Source organism: Terrabacter sp. GCM10028922 (genome assembly GCF_042666095.1).
Taxonomy (GTDB): domain Bacteria; phylum Actinomycetota; class Actinomycetes; order Actinomycetales; family Dermatophilaceae; genus Terrabacter.
This window is the reverse complement of record NZ_JBHTFG010000009.1, coordinates 44739-64353: the sequence shown is the minus strand read 5'-3', so window position 1 is coordinate 64353 and position 19615 is coordinate 44739. Positions and strand designations below refer to the sequence as shown.

Genomic DNA, 19615 nt, shown 5'->3' with positions numbered 1-19615 from the left:
CGAGCGGGGTGCCCAGGTCGTCGGTGGCCTCGGCTCGTGCGTGCGGTCATGAGCGAGGTGCGGCGAGGGAGCCGTCGCCAGGGAGCCGTCGCCAGGGAGCCGTCGCCAGGGAGCCGTCGCGAGGGAGCCGTCGCGAGGGAGCCGTCGCGAGGGAGCGGTCGCGAGGGAGCGGTCGCGAGGGAGCGGTCGGAGTAGGTGTCGTGAGCGCGGTGGGTGTCTCCAGGCGCACGTGAGGCGTCGCGCCGGCGTGCTGCGCGGCCCTGGCGCCGAGGGCTCAGGTGAGGGACTCATGCACGTCCCTCGAGCAGGTCGCCGGCCAGGGCGATGACGAGCGGCGCGACGGTCGTGAGGCAGAAGGCCGGCAACAGCACCAGGCCGAGGGGCGCCACGAGCCGCACGCCGACCTTGGCGGCAGAGACCTCGAGCCGTTCCAGCTCGGCGGCGCGCAGGTCGTCGGAAGCGGCGAGCAGCATCGGTCCCGGCGGCACGCCTGCCTGGTGAGCCACGGCAACGGCTCGGGCGGCCGGCCCCCAGGCGGGTCCCACGCAGGCCCAGGCCTCCCTCTCGGTCGCGCCCCAGCGGAGGGCTGTGGCCACCTGCCGGAGGTCTGTCGCGGGCGGCCCGTCGAGACCGTCGGCGACGGCATCGAGCACGTCCCACGTGGGCAGTCCCGAGCGGTAGGCCAGTGCGAGCAATGCGAGAGCTGACCCCACCTCGGACTCGTCGGCGTGGCGACCCGACGCGGCCGGCCCGTCCCCCGCCGGTCCGGCAGTCCCCTGCCTGCGGCCCGCCGAGCGACCCTCGGCAGCCGAGCCGCGAGACCGGCGCGCGCCACGCCAGCCGCGCCGGCGCCGGTGCGGCAGCTCGCCGGGCGGTTGATGGCTGGGCGGTTGACGGCCGGACGGTTGACGGCCGGACGGTTGATCTCCGGGATGCCCGATGCCTCGGTCCAGGCGGTCCACGTGCTGCCGTGGACCGTCGAGCAGCAGGTACACGGCGAAGGCCACGAGCAGGGCGGCGGCGACGACCCCGGTCATGGCCGCACCGCCGAACGGATCATTTTCCGGCACCAGGCGCGGCCGGCCCACCCGAGGGCGATGCCGGACGCCGCGGAGACGGTCGCGACGGGCGACCCGAGGTAGAGCGTGACGGGGTCGATGCCGCAGGCCATCCCGAACAGCGGGCCCGTGAGTGGCAGCACCGTGAGCACCGTGACGGTCGCACGCGGGCCGGCGACCGCGACCGCCACCTTGCCGCGACGCGCTCGGGCGTCGAGCAGGCCGCGGACAGCACGGTCGACGGCGGAGGCGAGCGGCGCACCGGTCGTCTCCGACAGCCGCCAGGCCGCCGCGACCAGGGCCAGCTCGGCCGACGCGCTGCGCTGTGCCCACTCGGCCCAGATCGGCGACACCGGTTGCGCCTGCTCGGTCACGTGCAGGAGCTGCCCGACGAGCAGGTCGATGTCGTGCACGGACGGGGCGCCACGAGCCGTGGTCCGACGACGGCGGATGCCCACAGCCTGGCGCGCGATCGCGACCCGATCGGCACCGAGGGTCGAGGTCGCGGCGAGGTCGATCGCTCGGCTCGGCGTCAGGCCCGACTCGAGCCCGGGCGCGATTCCACGCAGCAGGTCGAGGACGTCGTCGATCAGCTCGCCGGGTCGTCGACGCAGCCGCCACCGGCGGTAGAGATCGACCGGGTCCTGCTGCCAGAAGCCCCTCTCCCCGTCCTGGTCTCCGGCGGGATGGGACGCCGCCCGGCCCACGGGCGGCCCGCTCCATGTCTGGCCGTTCCAGGTCTGCCCATCCGAGGTCTGCCCAGGTGGGGCCTCCCGGTCCGGCGGCCGGAGGACCGCTGCGGAGGGTACCCGCGAGCGCCGCGGCCAGACGAGCACCGCCAGGCCGACGAGCACGGCGGCAGTCGCCCCCGCGGTCACGGCACTCATGACGCCTCCGCCTCCGCCTCCGCCGTCGGCGGCCGGATGCCGGCCGCCGGGCGCGTCGCGGTCCCGGCCGCCGGGCGCGTCGCGCTCCCGGGCACCTGCTCACCGAGGCCGAGGCGAGCGGCGAGGGCCGGCCAGGCAGCGTCGGTCCGCGGCGCATGTCCGGGCCCGTTCCACTCCAGGGCGGGCACGACGCAGGGCGCGCCATCACGACGGAAGACCGCCGCGACCGATGCGACCCGCCGCGCCCCCTCCCGGCGTGCGACGTGCACGACGAGGTCGACGGCAGCCGTGAGCTGCACGCGGACCGCCTCGGGAGCCATACCAGCGAGCGCGCCGAGGGCCTCGAAGCGGGCGATGACGTCATCCGGGGCATTCGCGTGCAGGGTGCCGCACCCGCCCTCGTGGCCGGTGTTGAGCGCTGCGAGGAGCTCGCGGACCTCCGCGCCTCGCACCTCGCCGACGACGATGCGGTCGGGTCGCATGCGCAGCGCCTGTCGGACGAGCGTCGTCAAGGTGACCTCGCCGGCACCCTCGACGTTCGCGGGTCGAGCCTCGAGCCGGACGAGGTGCGGGTGGTCGACGCTCAGCTCGCGGACGTCCTCGACGACGAGCAGGCGTTCGACGGGGTCGATGCAGCCGAGCAGGGCGGCGAGGAGCGTCGTCTTGCCCGCACCCGTGCCACCCGAGACGACGAAGGCCAGGCGCTGCCGGACGACTGCCCGCAGCACGGGCACCCACGGGGTCGGGACCATCCCGCGGTCGCAGAGCTCTGAGAGGGAGACGGGCTCCACCGGAGGCACTCGGATCGTGATGTGGGGACCGCCCTCGACGAGTGGCGGCAGCATCGCGTGCAGCCGGGCACCCGAGGGCAGCTGGCCGTCGACCCAGGGGCTCGCCTCGTCGAGTCGGCGCCCGGCGATGCCCGCCAGCCGGACAGCCAAGGCACGTGCGTCGTCGGGCTCGAGCCGATCGCCGACCCACTCCATGCCGCCGCCGCGGTCGACCCACACCCGCCCGTCGCCGTTGACCGCTATGTCGGTGACGCCCGGCTGGGTCAGCCACGCGTCGAGCGGGCCGGCACCGAGCACACGAGCGGCCAGGGCGGAGCGGGTTGCGGCGACACGGTCGGCTCCCAAGGCTGCGTGCTCCTGCGCGGCCACTCCGGCGACCGCGTCGCCGTCGGGGCCGACGCCGTCCCGCACGCGCTGCCACATGGCGGGCGTGAGCGTCATCGCGACCACCCGGAGCGTCCGCAACCGGCCGGACGGCCCCCGGCGTTCATGCCGCGACCGCCTGGGTCGTGATGCGAACGAGGAGCTCGTCTGCCGCTCGCACGACCTCACCGCGGCCCCTGACCCCCGGCGGCAGTCCGTCGGCGACCTCGCCCGCGAGGCGCCGGTCGTCGCCGACCGTCGCGACGAGCGGCACGTCGAGCTCGTCCATGACGAGATCCTCGAGGTCGGGCTCGACGCGGTTGCCACGCAGGACGACCCACGGTTCGATCGGCAGCAGCGGGTCGTGCTCCCAGGCGAGGCCGGCGTCGCGCAGCCCCGCGAGGACCTGCCGCACGCCGCTGACGACGCCGGATGCCGCGGCCAGCTGTGGCACCTGGACCCCGGCCACGACGACGAGGGCGTCGACGAGCAGGGAGACCGAGGACAGCACCGCGACGTCGCGCGGCAGGTCGAGCACCGTCACGTCGTGCGCATCCGCGAGGCCGGCGACGACATCGGGCAGGGTCTCCAGCCACGGGCCGTCGGTCCCGGCGCCGGAGGCCCCACCACTCCCCCGGGCGACCCAGCCCGCGCCGCCTCCTCCCGACAGCACAGGCACACCGCACGCCACCGGCAGCTCCGATGCCAGGCCGCCGCCGTCGACGACGCCGGCGACCCCGGCGAGCTCGGACCAGCGCCACCCCGGCTCCTGCTCGAGCCCGAAGACGACGTCGAGGCGCCCGGAGAGCCGGTCGAGGTCGACGGCCACGGACGAGCGTCCGGCTGCCGCCGCACGAACGGCCACAGCAGCGGCGAGGGTCGAGGACCCGACCCCACCCGAGGCCGGTATGAAGGCGATGACGTTTCCCATGCGCCCACCGTCACGCACCGACGAAAGCCCGCCCAGCGGCATACGTCCACCGGTGGACAACGGCCCTGTTACCGATGCAGGTGTGGACAACCACGCCCACGACCAGGCCGCCAGCCCACGGCTGCTGCTGAACACCGCCGCAACGCATTGGTGGCCTCCGTCCGGGGGAAGACGGAGGCCACCTCACGAGACTGGCACCGGGGGGGAGGAGCCAGATCGCGCGGTGCTCGACCCCAGAGGGGAGCACCACCAACAATCGTGGACGCTCGCCCTTCGGAATGCAAACCCAGATGTCACGACACGCGGCGATTTCTCGGGATCCGTCCCGATACGTCCCAAGTGTCACGGCGTGACACGCCGAGGATTCCGTGGACCAGGAGAATCGACCGGGAAGGGGAGGCCCCCCGACCGTGGGTCGAGGGGCCTCCAGAGAAGGACCGGGCTACCAGGCGTGCATTCTCAAAGTGTCGCCCCGGTTGTGCGCCCGGGGGTGGACGGTTCCAAGGGAACTGCTCTCGCGTGGGTACTCGGCATCTTCTCGAGATGTTCTGTCTTGCGTGGATCCGGTCTACGCCTCACGGCGATGCGTGGTTCCTGTGTCCGTTGTACTCCACGCCCTCGGCGTGGCAACACCCCCCAACGCCAAGCGACCCGAAGAAACTGTCCAGCATCGTGGACATCCCGCACGAATCGCCCGTCCGCCCCCTTGGCACGTCAGGTCAGCCGCCCCGCTCGCACCGCGTCGCTGATCCGCTCCCCCTCCGCCGCCCCGCGCACGAGCGCCTCCTCCGCCTGGCCGAGCCAGAGACCGACGCCCCTGGCGTCACCCCGGGCGTATGCCGTGAGCGACCCGAGGTAGGCCGGCCCACCTCCCGCGACGTGGCCGGCCTCGGGCACCGCGACGCCGGTCGGGTCCAGGCCGAGGGCCTGCACGAGGGCGCGCTCCATGGCGCGGGCGACGAGCCCGTTGCCGTGGACGAACGGCCGGATCGCGGCCACCTCCGCATGCACGAGAGCGGCGACGACCGCGGCGGGGATACGGTTGCTGCCGGCGGCGGCGGCGATGACCTCGGAGAGCGACGCGAGGCGCGCGGCGACGACGGCCGGGGCGGGGACGGGCCCCAGGTCGACGAGCTCGGTGCAGTCCTCGTCGCCGACGCGGGGCCGACCGAGCCAGTCGCCGGTGCCGACGGGAGCGGCCGCGGCGACGTGGAGCCGGGCCAGTGCCTGCAGCGGAGCGGTGCGAACCAGCGCTACGACGCGCTCGCTCTCGGCCGTCGCGGCCACGGCCCCCTTGAGCGTCCTCAGGCCCGGGTCGAGCTCGGAGGGCCACTCGCGCGCGCCGCTCATCAGCTCCCGCACGAGCTCGACGGGGAACTCGGCCCCGTCGAGGGCCGCACTCGCCTGCGCCCCCCGCACGCGCGACTCGGCCGCGGCCTCGGGGATCCGGCGGCGCAGGGCCTCGTGGAAGCGCAGCCGGGTGCACGCCTCCCGGGCCGCCTCGGCGCGCTCGCGCACGTCCGGCAGCTCGGTGAGGGCAGCAAGCTGGTCGAGCAGCGCGGTCTGGGCGGGAGTCGGGTCGGGCACCGCACCAGCCTAGGAGCGGCTCGACGGCGATCAGGCCGTTCGACAGGCTCGCAGGGCGTGAGTACCCTCACTGGCATGTGCTCGATGTCCCGACCCGTCCTGAACGGCGCGTGGTGGCTGCCCAGCTGAGGCGGCCCATCGAAGCAACTCGTCAGAGAGATCCGGAGCCGCCCACGGGCGGCTCTTCGCATGTTCGGTCACCGCAGGTCGGTCACCGCGACACCGGTCCTCCCGTGGGCACCACTACAGGAGAGAGACCATGACCACAGTCCCCCAGCCCGTCCCCACCGCACCGTCGGCGACACCATCGGCGGCCACGTCGGCGGCACCGTCCGCGGTTCTGTCGGCGTCGGCCCCGTCGGTGGCCGTCCACGCCGACGAGACCGTGACGTACGCGACGGCGCGTGAGCGCAGCGCCGTCCTCGACGCACTCATCGACGAGCAGGCCGCCGGCGACCCCAGCCGCTTCCGCATGCTGACCGGCGACCGCCCTACCGGGCCACTCCACATCGGCCACTACCTGGCCAGCCTGCGCAACCGAGTCCGGTTGCAGGAGAAAGGAGTCGAGACGTTCGTCGTCATCGCCGACTACCAGGTCATCACCGACCGCGACTCAGTCGGCGCGATCGGCGCCAACGTCCAGGGGCTCGTTCTCGACTACCTCGCCGCCGGCATCGACCCCTCGCGCACGACGATCTTCGCGCACAGCGCCGTGCCGGCCCTGGGCCAGCTCATGCTGCCCTTCCTGTCGCTCGTCACCGACGCCGAGCTGCGTCGCAACCCCACGGTCAAGGACGAGCTCGCGCTGTCGGACGGGCGACCTCTCTCGGGGCTGCTGCTCACCTACCCGGTGCACCAGGCGGCCGACATCCTCTTCTGCCACAGTCGGATCGTGCCGGTCGGCCGCGACCAGCTCCCGCACCTCGAGCAGACGCGTGCCATCGCGCGCCGCTTCAACCAGAGGTATGCCGCCGGGCACAGCGTCTTCGCCGAGCCGGAGGCCCTGCTCAGCGAGGTACCGCTGCTGCTCGGCACCGAGGGGACGAAGATGTCCAAGAGCAAGGGCAACGTCATCAACCTGCGTGACACCGCGGACCAGACGGCGGCGCGGATCCGCGCGGCACGCACCGACTCCGAGCGGCGGATCACGTTCGACCCCAGGGCTCGTCCCGAGGTCGCGAATCTGCTCACGATGGCCGGTCTCTTCCTCGAGGAGTCGCCGGAGTCGGTGGCCGAGCGGGTCGGGGACGGCGGCGCACTGGCGCTCAAGGCGGTCGTCACCGAGGCCGTCAACGAGTCCCTCGCGGGGCACCGGTCGCGCCGGCTCGAGCTCGCGCGCGACCCGTCCCACGTGACGGCTGTGCTCCGCGAGGGCAATGCACGTGCGAACGAGGTCGCCGAGCGCACCCTCGCGACGGTCCGGGCAGTGATGGGCATGAGCTACTGAGCGTTTCCATCCTCGTGTTCGTCGGCGTGGCCCTCGGGATGGGAGGGGCCACGCCGACGTGCGGCCACGGCGCCGAGGGTCACTCGGCGCCGTGGGTCTCCTCGCGGATCGTGTCCGCGATGATCTGCTCGTCGCTCGGGGCGGCGCGGCGCGCTGCGAGCGACGGGAGCGGGTTGTCGGCCGTCTGGCGCAGGCCGCGGACGCCGTCGTCGATGACGAACTCGGCCCGGGTGAACGCCTCCGCTCCCGGCGACGACACGACCGGCACACAGCGGCACCGGGCCGTCAGCTCGTTCGGGGTGATCGTCGTCGAGACGTAACCGCGCAGGTTGGTCCAGAAGCGCAGGTTCGGGTTCCAGTCGGCCCACGGGTGCCGGCCGGTCGGGCTGTCGTAACCGTTGCCACCGCTCGTGATCGAGCTCGTGATGAGCTCGGAGCCGACGGGCTTGTCGGGGTCGGCCCAGTCGAGGTAGAGGTCCGAGGCCCAGTGCGCGTGGACGTCGCCGGTCAGCACGACGGGGTTGCGCACGCCGGCGTCGACCCAGCCCTGCGTGATCCGCCGGCGCGACGCGGGGTAGCCGTCCCACGCGTCCATCGACACGGTGGTCGCCGCGCTCGGGTCGTTGTCGCGCTGGCCGAAGAAGACCTGCTGGCCGAGCAGGTCCCACCGCGCCTGCGACGTGCGGAAGCCGTCGATCAGCCACTGCTCCTGCTCGAGGCCCGGCAGCGAGCGCGACGGGTCGGCCGCGTCCGGGCAGTCCTTGTAGCCGTCGCCGCAGGCCTGGTCGTCGCGGTACTGACGGGTGTCGAGCATGTGGAGGTTCGCGAGCCGGCCCCACTGGACCCGGCGGTAGAGGTCGAGGTTCGGGCCGTCCGGCACCGACGAGCGCCGCAGCGGCATGTTCTCGTAGTCGGCCCGGTAGGCGGCGGCCCGGCGCTGCGGGAAGGTCGGCGTCTCGGCGACCTTCTCGGGGATGCCGGCGGCGCAGTTGTTGTCGACCTCGTGGTCGTCCCAGACGGCGAGCCACGGGGCGGCAGCGTGCGCGGCCTGGAGGTCGGAGTCGCTCTTGTACTGCGCGAACCGCTGGCGGTAGCCCGCGAGCGTCGTCGTCTCGGGGCCCACATGGTTGCGTCCGAGGCCGTTGCCGGCGCCCTCGTACTGGTAGTCGCCGAGGTGGAGGATGACGTCGGGCCGCTCCTCGGCGAGGCGGCGGTAGGCCGTGAAGTAGCCGGAGGGAAAGTTCGAGCACGACACGAACGCCATGGCGAGCGCGGACGGCGTCTCCCAGGGGTTCGGGGTGGTCACGGCGCGCCCCGGCGCCGACAGGTGGTTGCCGAGGCGGAAGCGGTAGAAGTACTCACGGCCTGCACGCAGGCCGTGGACCTCGACGTGCATCGAGTGAGCCCAACCCGGCTCTGCCGCAACGGTGCCCGCCTTGACGACGTCGGCGAAGCGCTCGTCCGACGCCACCTGCCAGTTGAGCTGGTAGGTGGAGGACGGCATACCTCCGAGGCCGTCGGCGGCCAGGGGTTCGAGGGCGAGGCGTGTCCAGATGACGAAGCCGTCGGGTGCGGGGTCACCGCTCGCCACCCCCAGCGTGAAGGGGTTCGCGGCGGGGACGACGGCGGCCGCGCTCGGGCGGCTGTCGACGACGACGCCGGCACCGGCGAGGGCGATGGTCCCGGTGGCCAGGCCACTGCGAAGAACGGTTCGGCGGGAGGGCTGCTGGAGAGTCGTGTCCATGTCGTCCACATTCGTGAGTCCGCGCCGTCCGCGGCCCACCACGGGAGGAACCTCAGGTGAACCGTTGGCGCCGTGCCCGCGTATGCCGTCCGGCCCGCTCCGCGCCCGGCGTCACCCCCGGGGGCCTGACCGCTCGTCCTCGGAGCCTGACCGTTCGGCGGGCTACTCCCCGGTAGCGACGAGACCTGCCTCACTCGGCCCTTGATGGGCGAACTAGCCTGCGTTTGAGTTGTGGCAGGCACCTGCCGGCGATGGACGCTGGACTGGTGCGACCGCTTCATCGTCGATGCGAAAGGTGGACCCCGTGAGCGAAGAGACGCTCGAGAACCTGCTGACCGAGAGCCGCACCTTCCCGCCACCGCCGGAGTTCGCCGCGCAGGCCAACGGCACCGCCGAGCTCTACGCGAAGGCCGACGCGGACTACGAGGGATTCTGGGCCGAGCAGGCCAGGAAGTACGTCACCTGGGGCAAGGACTTCACTCGCACGCTGGAGTGGGACTCCCCGTTCGCGAAGTGGTTCGAGGACGGCGAGCTCAACGCGTGCTACAACGCCGTCGACCGCCACGTCGAGGCCGGCCGTGGTGACAGGGTCGCGATCCACTTCGTCGGTGAGCCCGACGGCGACACCAAGGACATCACGTACGCGGACCTGCATGCCGCCGTCCAGCGCGCGGCCAACGCCCTGCTCGACCTGGGCGTGCGCAAGGGCGACCCCGTTGCCATCTACCTGCCGATGATCCCCGAGGCCGCGATCGCGATGCTCGCGTGTGCCCGTATCGGCGCGCCGCACTCCGTCGTCTTCGGTGGCTTCTCCGCCGAGGCGCTGCGCACCCGCATCGACGACGCCAAGGCCAAGGTCGTCATCACGGCCGACGGCGGCTACCGTCGCGGCGCACCCTCGGCGCTCAAGCCCGCGGTCGACGCGGCGCTCGAGGTCGGTGGCGACACCGGCACGGTCACGAAGGTCCTCGTGGTGCGTCGCACGGGCCAGGACACCGCGTGGACCGAGGGCCGTGACGTGTGGTGGCACGACGCGCTCGATGCCGCGGACGCGACCCACGAGGCGCCGATGCACGAGGCCGAGCACCCGCTTTTCATCCTGTACACGTCGGGCACGACGGGTAAGCCGAAGGGCATCTTCCACACGACGGGCGGCTACCTCACGCAGGCGGCCTACACGAACGCCGTCGTCCACGACGTGCACCCCGACACCGACGTCTACTGGTGCACGGCCGACATCGGCTGGGTCACCGGCCACTCGTACATCGTCTACGGGCCGATGACCAACGGCGCGACGCAGGTCATGTACGAGGGCACGCCGGACACCCCGCACCAGGGTCGCTTCTGGGAGATCGTCGAGCAGTACAAGGTCTCGATCCTCTACACGGCCCCGACCGCCATCCGCACGTTCATGAAGTGGGGCGAGCAGATCCCCGCGAAGTTCGACATGAGCTCGTTGCGCCTGCTCGGGTCGGTCGGTGAGCCGATCAACCCCGAGGCCTGGATGTGGTACCGCCGCGTCATCGGCGGCGACCGCTGCCCCATCGTCGACACGTGGTGGCAGACCGAGACCGGCTCGATCATGATCAGCCCGCTGCCGGGCGTGACCGAGGCCAAGCCCGGCTCGGCGCAGCGTCCGATCCCCGGCATCGTGGCGGACGTCGTCGACGACGAGGGCCAGTCGGTGCCCAACGGCCACGGCGGCTACCTCGTGCTGAGGAAGCCGTGGCCGGCGATGCTGCGCGGCATCTGGGGTGACCAGGAGCGCTACAAGGAGACGTACTGGTCGCGCTTCGAGGGCCTCTACTTCGCCGGCGACGGAGCGAAGAAGGACGAGGACGGTGACATCTGGCTGCTCGGCCGTGTCGACGACGTCATGAACATCTCGGGGCACCGCCTGTCGACCACCGAGATCGAGTCCGCCCTCGTGTCGCACCCGAAGGTCGCCGAGGCCGCCGTGGTCGGCGCAACGGACGAGACCACAGGGCAGGCCGTATGCGCGTTCGTCATCCTGCGCGCCGATGCCGTCGAGGAGGCCGACGAGCCCGGTGAGGGTCAGGACCTCGTCCAGGAGCTGCGCAACCACGTGGCCAAGGAGATCGGGCCCATCGCGAAGCCGCGGCAGATCATGATCGTGGCCGAGCTGCCGAAGACGCGGTCCGGCAAGATCATGCGTCGTCTGCTGCGGGACGTCGCCGAGCACCGGGAGGTCGGCGACGTGACGACCCTCGCCGACAGCTCGGTCATGGAGCTCATCAAGACCGGCCTCGCGAGCGGATCCTCTTCCGACTGAACGTCACCCACCCCTTGCCGGTTCGATGTGTCACCGCGGCCCAGAGGCCGCGGTGACACATCGAACGAGGGCGGGTGGGATGGCGGGGTCAGCGGGTCTGGGTCGGGGGCGTCGCCGGACCCAGCCGGATGGCGCACCACGACACCGGCGGCAGGCTCGCGGTCAGCGTGTCGCCGGCCACGGTTGCGGAGCCCATCGCCTCCGGACGCACGCGGTCGGGATCGTCGGCCGTGTTGCGCGCATAGGGGTCGTCACCACCCACCGTCCAGGCCTCGAGCACCGCGAGCGAGCCGAGGTCGCTCAGGGCGACCGTGAGGTCGACGGGGCCTGTGACGTCGCGGTTCACGGCGAAGACGGTGACCCCCCCGCTCTGCGGGTCGTGCGTGGCGACCGCGTCGAGGACCGGCACGTCCCCGAACCGCTGCGTGTCGTACGTCGGGCTCTGCGGCTCGACCCGCAGGACGTTGCCTCGTGCCAGCCGTGAGGTGAGCGCGAAGGGGTGGAAGATCGTCTGGCGCCACGCCCGGCCTCCCGGCTCGGTCATGATCGGCGCGATGACGTTGACGAGCTGTGCCTGGCAGGCAGCGGTCACGCGGTCGCTGTGGCGCAGCAGGGAGATCAGCAGGTTGCCGACGACGACGGCATCGGCGGCGTTGTAGTGGTCCTCGATGACGGGCTGCGCCACGGCCCAGTCGGTCGGCCTCTCGGCGTTCTCGAACCGGCTGAGGTACCACACGTTCCACTCGTCGAACGAGATGTTGATGCGCTTGCGACTCTTGAGCCGGGCCCCGACGCTGTCGGCCGTCGCGACGACGCTGTCGACGAAGTGGTCCATGTCGACCGCCGAGGCGAGAAAGCTGCCGAGGTCCCCGTCGTGCTCCTCGTAGTACGCGTGGGCCGAGATGGCGTCCACCTGCTCGTACGCGAGCTCGAGCACGGTGGCCTCCCACGCGCCGAACGTCGGCATCGCCGAGCTCGAGCTGCCGCAGGCCACCAGCTCGAGGTCCGGTTCGGCGGACCGCAGGGCGCGGGCCACCTCGGCCGCCAGTCGGCCGTACTCGTGAGCCGTCTTGTGCCCGGTCTGCCACGGGCCGTCCATCTCGTTGCCGAGGCAGAACATCCGTATGCCGTGTGGTTCCTTCGCCCCGTTGCTGCGGCGGAGCTCGGCGAAGTGGGTGCCCTCGGGGTGGTTGAGGTACTCGTGGACGTCGAGCGCCTCCTGCACCCCACGGGTGCCGAGGTTGAGGGCGTACATGATCTCGACGTCGGCCTTCGCCGCCCAGCGGGCGAACTCGTCGATGCCGACCTCGTTGGTCTCGAGCCCGTGCCAGGCGAGGTCTCGGCGCACCGGCCGCTGGGTGACCGGCCCGATGCCGTCCTCCCAGCGGTAGCCCGACACGAAGTTGCCGCCCGGGTAGCGCACGACGCTGACACCGAGCTCGCGCGTCAGTGCGAGGACGTCCTCGCGGAACCCGTCGGCGTCGGCCGTCGGGTGGTCGGGCTCGTAGATGCCGGTGTAGACGCAGCGGCCCATGTGCTCGACGAACGAGCCGAAGGTACGCCGGTTGACGGGGGCGATCGTGAAGTCAGGGTGAAGACGGAGGGAGGCAGAAGACATTCGGAGTCCTTGGAAACGTGACGGAAAGCAGGTTGGAAAGCAGGTTGGAAAGCAGGTTGGAAAGCAGGTCGGACAAGCGGCTGGACGTGCAGGTGCGGCAGGCCGGCTACTTCAGGGAGCCGCTGCTCACGCCGCTGCGCCAGAACCGCTGCAGCAGGATGAAGGCGATCACGAGGGGGATGATGGCGAGCAGGGCGCCGGTCGTGACGAGGTTGAAGAGCATGCGCGTGCCGGCCTCCTGCTGCGCCGTGTTGAACCACGTCGTCAGGCCGACCGTCAACGGGTACAGCTTGGCGTCGCTCAGCATCACCAGCGGGAGGAAGTAGTTGTTCCACGTCGCGACGAGGGTGATGAGGAAGACCGTCACGATGGCCGGCCGCATCATCGGCAGCACCACCCTCCAGAAGATGCGCAGCTCGCCCGCTCGGTCGATGCGCGCCGCGTCGAGCAGCTCCTGCGGGACGCTCTCGGCGACGAAGACCCGGATGAGGTAGGTGCCGAACGGGCTGAGCAGCGAGGGCAGGATGACGGCCCAGATGGTGTTCACGAGCTCCAGCCGCGAGAGCAGCAGGTAGGTCGGCAGCACCAGCGCTGTCGCCGGAACCATGACCATGCCGAGCAGGCCCGACTCGATGACCCGCTTGCCGGGGAAGCTGAACCGTGCGAGGCCGTAGCCGGCGAGTGCGCAGAGGGTGGTAGCGCCGAGCGCGCTCGCCCCCGAGTAGAGCGCGGTGTTGACCAGCCACCGCCCGTAGACGCCGTCGTCCTCGCGGAACAGCTGACGGAGGTTGGTCACGAGGTCGAACCCGTCGCCGAACCAGAGCGCGGGGGTGGACAGCAGGTCCGGTTGGCTCTTCGTGGCGGCGAACACGATCCAGATCAGCGGGATCGTGAAGTAGACGATGCCGAGTCCCATGATCGTGTGCGCGAGGCGGGTGTTGGGCTCGCCGAACCGACGGCCACGTGGCCGCGCCGCAGCCCGCAGTCCCGGTCGGCCGGCCTGGGTGGTGGTCAGCTGCGTCATCCGCGGGCCGCCCTTCTGCGAGAGACGAAGACGAAGAGGTACGACAGGACGAAGACACTCAGCCCGAGGGTGAACGAGATCGCCGCCGAGTAGCTGAACGCCGAGAACCGGAACGCCTGGCTGTACGCGTAGAGGTTCGGCGTGTAGCCGGCGTCGATGTCCGGTGCGAAGCGCGCCAGGATCGCCGGCTCGTTGAAGAACTGCATCGTGCCGATGACGGTGAAGATGGCCGCGAGCGAGAGCGCCGGCTTGATCGCCGGGACCTTGACCCGCAGCGCGATCTGCACCGGTGAGGCCCCGTCGATGACGGCCGCCTCGTACATCTCCCGGGGCACACCCTGGAGGGCGGAGTAGAGGACGATCATGTTGTAGCCGGTCCATGCCCAGGTGACGACGTTGCCCAGCGAGACGAGGAGCAGGGAGCCGCCGAAGAAGTTGACCGGCGCCGCGCCCCAGAGTCCAGAGACCCCGGCGAACGGCCCGAACGTCTTGCTGTACAAGAACCCCCACATCAGCGCGCCGATCACGGCGGGCACGGCATACGGCATGAACGCCACGAGCCGGAACACCTTTGCGACGCGGCTGTTGATGGCATCCAGCGCCAACGCCCCCGCCAGGGCGAGGCCGAGCATGATCGGGATCTGGATGACGCCGAAGAGGATGACGCGCCTCAGGCCGGTGAGGAACTGCGGGTCGGTGAACGCCTCCTTGTACTGCTCGAGCCCGCTGAAGTGCGGCCCGAGGACGAGACTCTCGCTGTGCAGGCTCAGCCAGAACGCATAGCCCAGGGGAAGGGCGAGGAAGAGCAGGACGATGACGAGGAACGGCAGCACGAACAGCGAGCCCGCGACCGCCTGGCGGGTCTGGTGGGACAGGCCACGGCCGCGTGCGGCGCGCACGGGCGGGGCCGCGGGCGGCGGCGGTGCGGTGAGCGTGCGGTCTGCCGGCAGGAGCTGGCTCATGGGGACCTCCGGGTCGGGTGGTGCCGGGTCGGCAGGCAGGGAGGAAGGCTGCCTGCCGACCCGGCGGCCTGTGGTGACGGGCTACTCGCTGACCTTGAAGCCCTGCTGCTGCGCGTACGCCACGACCTTCTTCTGCGTCTCGTCGAGGACGGTGCTCCACGGGCGCTTGCCGGCGAGCGCCTCGGCGCTGAGGTCGTTCATGGTGGCGAAGACGTAGTCCTGGAACGGCGTGTACTGGAACTCGCCGAGGCTGTTGGACACGGGGACAAAGATCTGGTTGACCTTCTGGCCGCCGAAGAAGTCGTATGCCTTGTCGGTGAAGGTGGCGTTGGCGGCGACGTCCTTGACCAGCGGGTAGAGGAACGCCTTGTTCAGGCCGATGTCCCACGCCGCCTTGGACGAGCCGAACAGCTCGCGGGCCACGATCGTCGCCTCGCGTGGGTGCTGGCTCTGGGTCGTGACCGTGAAGGTGGAGCCGCCCCAGTCACCCTGGTCGTTCGCCCCTTCCGTCCACTGCGGCATGGGCGCGACACCCCACTTGCCGGACGTCTTCTTCAGCGAGCCGGCGAGGTACCCGGGGGTCCACCCCGCGGCCGCCCAGGTCCAGTACTTGCCGCTGTCGAGGGCCGCGCTGGCGTCGGCGGTGAAGAACGGGTCCTTGGCCATGAGGCCCTTGTCGACGAGGTCGCCGTAGAAGTCGACGACCTTCGTGCACTCCGGAGACGTCAGCCGGATGCCGACGGCGTCCTTGGCCTGCGCCTGGGAGTAGCTGTACGGCTTGCAGCCGGCCTGCCACATGAGGCCGTTGAGCCAGCCGCCGTCCTTGCCGAAGCTCGCGATGTACGCCTTCGGGTCGGCGGCCTTGATCTTCTCCGCCGCGGCGGCGTACTCGTCCCAGGTCTTCGGCACGGCGATCTTGTACTTGGCGAAGAGGTCCTTGCGGTACATCAGGGCCATCGGGCCGCCGTCGACGGGGATGGCGTAGACCTTGTTGCCGTCCGTGGCCTGCTTCCAGGCCCAGTCGGCATAGAGGGACTTGTCGTCGTTGGCGCCGTACTCGCCCATGTCGACGAGCTTGTCGAGGATGACGAAGCTGGGGATCTCCTGGAACTCCACCATCGCGACGTCCGGTGCGCCGCTGCCGGCCTTGAAGGCCGTCTTCAGCTTGGCGTACTGGTCGGGTCCGGTGCCGACGTTGCTCCAGTCCACCTGGAAGTCCTTGTGGGATGCGTTGAAGGCGTCGACGACGCCCTTGAACTCGGGATACCAGGCCCACACCTTGATGTGCACCGGTCCGGAGGCGCCGGCGTCGTTGCTGGAACCGCCGCTGGCAGCGGACGAGCCCCCGGCACAGCTGGCGAGGAGAGTGGCGAGGGTCAGGGCACCGGCGACGATGCTCCCGGCACGGGTGAAGGGGGCGAAGCGACGTTGCTTCATCGGGAATCTCCTGCGTCTGGGTGAGATCAACACGGCGATCAGGCACGCGTTGTGAGCGTTAACATTCGACGGCCGAAAGAAAGGGTGCTCACGTGGGTCGATGGGCACCCTTGGTCGTCCGTCTGCTGGTGGGCCGGCTCCTGGCCAGTGGAGCTCGGCAGGCAGTTCCGGTTTGCGGCGCTGCAAAGGCGAGTATGCCGTGCCCTTTGCAGCGGTGCAATAGTGGCGGCTAGATTGATCCCAGCGTCCCGCCGGGGCGCCGCACCGTGCCACTCGCCGACGTCTCAGCGTCGTTTCAGCGTCGTTTCCGCGTCCCTTCGCCGCCCCCTCAGCGTCCTCGTTCTCCGCGTGACAGGAGCCTCGCCGTGCCTGACGCCACCCTCCGTGACGTTGCCCTGCTCGCGGGGGTCTCGCCGCGCACCGTGTCGAACGTCGTGGGCGGCTACGCCCAGGTGACTCCTGCGACGCGGGCCAAGGTGGAGAAGGCCATCGAGGCGCTCGACTACCGGCCGAACCTGCTCGCCAGAAACCTCGCGAACGGGCGCTCCGGCCAGATCGCCGTCGTCGTCCCCTACCTCGACACTCCGTACTTCTCGGAGCTGCTCCAGGCGATCATCCCGCGTGCGCGAGAGCGCGGATTCAACGTGCTCATCGACCAGACCGATGGGGACCCGGAGCACGAGGCGGAGCTGATCAAACGCCGGGCGCGCGGGTTCGCCTACGACGGCATGATCTTCAGCCCCCTGGGTCTGTCTCAGGCCGAGCTCGCCGTCCGGGATCCCGACCTGCCCCTCATCGTCCTCGGTGAGCGCGAGTCGGACGGCCACTTCGACCACGTGGGCATCGACGACGTAGCGGCGTCGCAGGAGGCCGTGAACCACCTCATCGCCTTGGGGCACAGACGAATCGCCGCGATCGGCGACCAGCCGTACCGCACGGGCGAGGCGGCCCAGCGGCGCACCCGGGGGTATCACCTGGCCCACGAGGCGGCGGGCATCGCCGTGGACGAGTCGCTCGTCATCCCCACACCCCGGTTCAACAGGGCCGACGGCGCGGCCGCGATGGCCGCGCTCCTCGAACGGGACGACCCGCCGACCGCGGTCTTCGCCTACAGCGACCTCGTCGCGCTCGGCGCGGTGCGGGCAGTGCTGCAGCGCGGCCTGCGGGTGCCGGAGGACGTCGCCGTCATCGGCTACGACGACATCGAGGACGGCCGCTACTCCACCCCGACCATCAGCACCATCGCGCCGGACAAGGCGAGCATCGCCGCCGAGGCGGTTGACCGGCTGTTGGCCCGCATCGAGGCGCGGGCGCCGATGCCCGGGGAGGACGTGCACTCCACCTACACCCTGGTCCCGCGGGAGAGCACGCTCGGCAGGACTGCCGACTGAGAGCGGGTCCACGACTGGGCTCTGACCTCGGGTCAGCTGTCGGGACAGGTCCCGCTCAGGAGCCGCCGGCCCGGATGCCGCGCGGAGGCGTGATCCGCCATTTGCGGACAGGCGCGCCGTAACAGTGGTACAAAACGTGGCAGATGGGGCACGTGTGTCTTATCGACCGTCGGGGGTGCGACGCGATCCCCAGAGCTATCACTCCGGAGGCATCCATGTCAGACAACGACGACCACAGGTCCAAGGCGCCCAGCAGGCGCTCGGTCGTCAAGGGAGCGGCCTGGACCATGCCTGCCATCATCGTGGCCGCGCCCGCCCCGACCATCGCTGCGTCAGCCGGGCCGTTGACCTTCACCGGCGCAGCGTGCAAGCTCCCCGGCAGCTCGTCGGACGCGTACAAGGGCTACGTCTTCGAGCTCGTCGCCACCAACCCCGGCGGCTCCGGCTCGATCAACACGGTCACGGTGGTCACGGGTGTGACGGTGAACGGTGTCATCGAGCCGACGTTCGCGGTCGTCGAGAGGGGCGGGGGCAGCTCGTGCTCGTGCTCGTCGTGCGGCGGCGCGCCCACGAACCATCAGTTCTGCACGCCGGCCAACACGAGCGCGCAGCGGATCCTGCTCTACACCGACGGCGCCGCGAGCGGCACCAGCGCGAACACCGAAGTGTGCCTGACCTACGTCCGGTACAAGTGCGACTGCTCCCCGCTGTTCGGCACCACCCAGCCCGCGACCGTGTGCAGCGGCCGCCGCTCGACCCCGCCACTGACCGGCGGCGGTGGCGCCTGCCGCATCTCGGACGTCTTCCCGCTCCCCGCCTGAGGTCCTCGGTTCGATGTATCAGCGCGTCACCGGTGACGCGTGGATACATCGAACCGCAGGGGGTGGCGGGAAGGTTGTAGAGTCGGCCACTGACAATGCATGACGCAGTCAGACACGGCCGCCACGCTCCGAGGAGTCACATGACCGAGACCAGCAGACCCGGCGACCGCAGCAAGGTCATCTCGGTGCGCTTCACCGTCGAGGAGTTCGAGGCGCTTTCGGCCCGCGCCACCGAGCTGGGCGTCGGACCGTCGACGCTTGCCCGCACCTTCGTCCGCCAGGGCCTCGGCACCACGGCGTCCACCGCGTCCACCGCGTCCACAACGTCCCCTGGGTTCACGGGCGCCGCGAAGCCGTCAGGGCACGTGCACAGCGGACCCTCCGTGCTCGAGGAACGCCTCGCAGCCGACCTCGTCGCCAGGGTCGAGGCCCTCGAGCGCTGGGTCGCCGAGCACTGACCCCACGCCGCGACCGAGGCGACTTCCTCGGGTAGCAGCCGTCTGGGCCGGCGTGCCTCGCCGGCGAGGGGTCACCGGCCGAGGCCGGCCTCGCGGGCCCGGACGATGGCCTCGGCCCGGTCGGCGACGTGCAGCTTGGCGAAGACGTTCGACACGTTGTTGCGCACCGTCTTCGGCGACAGGAAGAGAGTGGACGCGATCTGCGCGTTCGAGCGCCCGGCCGCGACGAGGTCGAGGATCTCGCGCTCGCGCGCCGTGAGCTGCGGAAACGCCGACTCGGCCACGGGCGTCCGTGCCGCGAAGAAGTCGGCGATCCGCCGGGCCAGTGCCGGACCGAAGATCGCCTCTCCCCCGGCGACCGCGGTGATGGCGCGGACGATCTCGGCCTGGTTGGCACCCTTGAGCAGGTAGCCGCGCGCCCCCGCCTGCATCGCCGAGAACACCGTCGCGTCGTCCTCGCTCATCGTCAGCACGACGACGCCGATGTGCGGGTGTGCCGTCGTCACCGCGCGCGTGGCTTCGATGCCGTTGAGCACGGGCATCGACACGTCCATGACGACGACGTCCGGCTCGTGCTCGGCAGCCGCCGAGACGGCCTCGGCTCCGGTCGCTGCCGTCGCGACGACCTCGATGCCGCCGACCGAACCGAGCAGGGCGGCGAGGCCGTCGCGATAGACCGGGTGGTCGTCGGCCAGCACGACGCGGATCGCGCCGTCTCCCTCCGCGGCTCCGTGCGGCTCACCACCGGCGCCGTGCCCCTTGGCGTCACCGGTCCTGCCCGGCTGCGACTCAGACACCACTCG

16 protein-coding genes are annotated in these 19615 nt (G+C 71.2%); 5 read left to right on the top strand and 11 right to left on the bottom strand.

Translation table 11 applies throughout. The annotated features are described in order from the left end of the window. Positions 1-287: 287 nt before the first annotated feature. From ACFQU3_RS09135 to ACFQU3_RS09115, 5 genes are all read right to left on the bottom strand, one after another. Positions 288-1037, bottom strand: coding sequence for a type II secretion system F family protein (locus ACFQU3_RS09135; protein ID WP_385908894.1), 750 nt, complete (start codon positions 1035-1037; stop codon positions 288-290). Further along, a complete protein-coding gene (locus ACFQU3_RS09130; RefSeq protein ID WP_385908893.1) occupies positions 1034-1945 on the bottom strand; it encodes a type II secretion system F family protein in 912 nt (303 codons plus the stop codon). Before ACFQU3_RS09130 ends, ACFQU3_RS09135 begins: the two co-directional genes overlap by 4 nt. Further along, positions 1942-3177 (bottom strand): TadA family conjugal transfer-associated ATPase, encoded by a 1236-nt coding sequence (locus tag ACFQU3_RS09125; protein ID WP_385908891.1) that lies wholly within the window; start codon positions 3175-3177, stop codon positions 1942-1944. Before ACFQU3_RS09125 ends, ACFQU3_RS09130 begins: the two co-directional genes overlap by 4 nt. 46 nt (positions 3178-3223) lie before the next feature. Then, positions 3224-4030, bottom strand: coding sequence for a hypothetical protein (locus tag ACFQU3_RS09120; protein ID WP_385908889.1), 807 nt, complete (start codon positions 4028-4030; stop codon positions 3224-3226). 714 nt (positions 4031-4744) lie between these two features. After that, positions 4745-5617 (bottom strand): Fic family protein, encoded by an 873-nt coding sequence (locus ACFQU3_RS09115; RefSeq protein WP_385908887.1) that lies wholly within the window; start codon positions 5615-5617, stop codon positions 4745-4747. A gap of 340 nt (positions 5618-5957) precedes the next feature. Here ACFQU3_RS09115 and trpS point away from each other — a divergent pair, with 340 nt between their 5' ends. Beyond that, positions 5958-7064 (top strand): tryptophan--tRNA ligase, encoded by a 1107-nt coding sequence (gene trpS / locus ACFQU3_RS09110; protein WP_385909511.1) that lies wholly within the window; start codon positions 5958-5960, stop codon positions 7062-7064. 79 nt (positions 7065-7143) lie between these two features. On the opposite strand, the gene ACFQU3_RS09105 is transcribed toward trpS, so the two are convergent. Then, on the bottom strand, positions 7144-8808 hold the full coding sequence (locus ACFQU3_RS09105) for an alkaline phosphatase D family protein (protein ID WP_385908885.1): 1665 nt from the start codon (positions 8806-8808) through the stop codon (positions 7144-7146). A gap of 286 nt (positions 8809-9094) precedes the next feature. Here ACFQU3_RS09105 and acs point away from each other — a divergent pair, with 286 nt between their 5' ends. After that, positions 9095-11101, top strand: a complete 2007-nt coding sequence (gene acs / locus ACFQU3_RS09100) for an acetate--CoA ligase (RefSeq protein ID WP_385908883.1) — start codon at positions 9095-9097, stop codon at positions 11099-11101. A gap of 88 nt (positions 11102-11189) precedes the next feature. Here the strand turns inward: acs and ACFQU3_RS09095 are convergent, their stop codons facing one another. The 4 genes from ACFQU3_RS09095 to ACFQU3_RS09080 all read right to left on the bottom strand — a co-directional run bounded on the left by ACFQU3_RS09095 (position 11190) and on the right by ACFQU3_RS09080 (position 16142). Next, complete coding sequence (locus ACFQU3_RS09095) at positions 11190-12719, bottom strand: alpha-N-arabinofuranosidase (RefSeq protein WP_385908881.1); 1530 nt, start codon at positions 12717-12719, stop codon at positions 11190-11192. Positions 12720-12825: 106 nt separating this feature from the next. After that, positions 12826-13743: a carbohydrate ABC transporter permease gene (locus ACFQU3_RS09090; protein WP_385908879.1), complete on the bottom strand. Its 918-nt coding sequence runs from the start codon at positions 13741-13743 to the stop codon at positions 12826-12828. Beyond that, the gene (locus ACFQU3_RS09085) at positions 13740-14705 is read right to left on the bottom strand and encodes a carbohydrate ABC transporter permease (RefSeq protein WP_385908877.1); all 966 of its coding nucleotides are present in this window, start codon (positions 14703-14705) and stop codon (positions 13740-13742) included. The genes ACFQU3_RS09090 and ACFQU3_RS09085 overlap by 4 nt, the downstream gene beginning before the upstream one ends. Before the next feature lie 81 nt (positions 14706-14786). Next, entirely contained in the window at positions 14787-16142 is a 1356-nt protein-coding gene (locus ACFQU3_RS09080; RefSeq protein ID WP_385908875.1) for an ABC transporter substrate-binding protein, read from the bottom strand. A gap of 365 nt (positions 16143-16507) precedes the next feature. On the opposite strand from ACFQU3_RS09080, the gene ACFQU3_RS09075 reads away from it, so the two are divergent. The 3 genes from ACFQU3_RS09075 to ACFQU3_RS09065 all read left to right on the top strand — a co-directional run bounded on the left by ACFQU3_RS09075 (position 16508) and on the right by ACFQU3_RS09065 (position 18812). Then, positions 16508-17533, top strand: a complete 1026-nt coding sequence (locus ACFQU3_RS09075) for a LacI family DNA-binding transcriptional regulator (protein ID WP_385908873.1) — start codon at positions 16508-16510, stop codon at positions 17531-17533. Positions 17534-17748: 215 nt separating this feature from the next. Further along, positions 17749-18354, top strand: coding sequence for a hypothetical protein (locus ACFQU3_RS09070; protein ID WP_385908871.1), 606 nt, complete (start codon positions 17749-17751; stop codon positions 18352-18354). Positions 18355-18494: 140 nt separating this feature from the next. Next, on the top strand, positions 18495-18812 hold the full coding sequence (locus ACFQU3_RS09065) for a hypothetical protein (protein WP_385908869.1): 318 nt from the start codon (positions 18495-18497) through the stop codon (positions 18810-18812). 71 nt (positions 18813-18883) lie between these two features. Here ACFQU3_RS09065 and ACFQU3_RS09060 read toward each other — a convergent pair whose 3' ends face one another. Next, positions 18884-19609 carry a response regulator gene (locus tag ACFQU3_RS09060; RefSeq protein WP_385908867.1) on the bottom strand — a complete coding sequence of 242 codons (726 nt, stop codon included), beginning with the start codon at positions 19607-19609 and terminating at the stop codon, positions 18884-18886. Between the last annotated feature and the right edge of the window lie 6 nt (positions 19610-19615).

Excerpts from the sequence above, each read along its gene's own strand:
- ACFQU3_RS09135 (WP_385908894.1), bottom strand. The coding sequence starts at position 1,037 with ATGACCGGGGTCGTCGCCGCCGCCCTGCTCGTGGCCTTCGCCGTGTAC.
- ACFQU3_RS09130 (WP_385908893.1), bottom strand. The coding sequence starts at position 1,945 with ATGAGTGCCGTGACCGCGGGGGCGACTGCCGCCGTGCTCGTCGGCCTG.
- ACFQU3_RS09125 (WP_385908891.1), bottom strand. The coding sequence starts at position 3,177 with ATGACGCTCACGCCCGCCATGTGGCAGCGCGTGCGGGACGGCGTCGGC.
- ACFQU3_RS09120 (WP_385908889.1), bottom strand. The coding sequence starts at position 4,030 with ATGGGAAACGTCATCGCCTTCATACCGGCCTCGGGTGGGGTCGGGTCC.
- ACFQU3_RS09105 (WP_385908885.1), bottom strand. The coding sequence starts at position 8,808 with ATGGACACGACTCTCCAGCAGCCCTCCCGCCGAACCGTTCTTCGCAGT.
- acs (WP_385908883.1), top strand. The coding sequence starts at position 9,095 with ATGCGAAAGGTGGACCCCGTGAGCGAAGAGACGCTCGAGAACCTGCTG.
- ACFQU3_RS09095 (WP_385908881.1), bottom strand. The coding sequence starts at position 12,719 with ATGTCTTCTGCCTCCCTCCGTCTTCACCCTGACTTCACGATCGCCCCC.
- ACFQU3_RS09090 (WP_385908879.1), bottom strand. The coding sequence starts at position 13,743 with ATGACGCAGCTGACCACCACCCAGGCCGGCCGACCGGGACTGCGGGCT.
- ACFQU3_RS09085 (WP_385908877.1), bottom strand. The coding sequence starts at position 14,705 with ATGAGCCAGCTCCTGCCGGCAGACCGCACGCTCACCGCACCGCCGCCG.
- ACFQU3_RS09080 (WP_385908875.1), bottom strand. The coding sequence starts at position 16,142 with ATGAAGCAACGTCGCTTCGCCCCCTTCACCCGTGCCGGGAGCATCGTC.
- ACFQU3_RS09070 (WP_385908871.1), top strand. The coding sequence starts at position 17,749 with ATGTCAGACAACGACGACCACAGGTCCAAGGCGCCCAGCAGGCGCTCG.
- ACFQU3_RS09065 (WP_385908869.1), top strand. The coding sequence starts at position 18,495 with ATGACCGAGACCAGCAGACCCGGCGACCGCAGCAAGGTCATCTCGGTG.